Below are 480 nucleotides of genomic sequence, written 5' to 3'. Positions count from 1 at the left end.
CTCATGCAACGGCTCTGTCCGTGTCGAGCTGAGCGGCCACCGCACCACCAGCGACAGCGGCGCATTGTTGCTGCGCGAAGCCCTCGACAGCAGTGGCGTGATCGAGGCGCTCGAAGATAACCTGGTCGATCCACGCCATCCGCTGCGTATTCGCCACTCGCTGGCCAGCCAGATACGCACCTTGGTGCTGCAGCGGGCGATGGGGTGGATCGATCTCAGCGATACCGACACGCTGCGCCGTGATCCGCTCTGGCAGCTGGCCTGCAGTGATGCGCGCGGCATGACGCCACTGGTCCAGGATAGGCCGTCCCAAGCCACGCTGTCGCGGCTGCTGACCTGCCTTGGACACAACGACAACATCGATGCCGTGCATGAAGGTCTGCTGCGGCTGGTGGCCTGGCGCCTGACCTCGCTGAAGAACGGCGAGCGTCCCAAGCAGCTGACGCTAGACATCGACGGCCTGCCGATTGAGGTCCATGG

At 64.8% G+C, this 480-nt stretch carries 1 protein-coding gene; it reads left to right on the top strand.

From position 1 onward, the window contains the following. Positions 1 to 480: transposase (locus tag MKZ40_RS16930; protein WP_282627986.1), on the top strand; the 480-nt coding region annotated here is incomplete at both ends.

The organism is Cobetia sp. BMC6, assembly GCF_029991385.1.
In the GTDB taxonomy this organism is placed as follows: domain Bacteria; phylum Pseudomonadota; class Gammaproteobacteria; order Pseudomonadales; family Halomonadaceae; genus Cobetia.
This window is presented reverse-complemented; position numbering and strand designations above follow the sequence as displayed.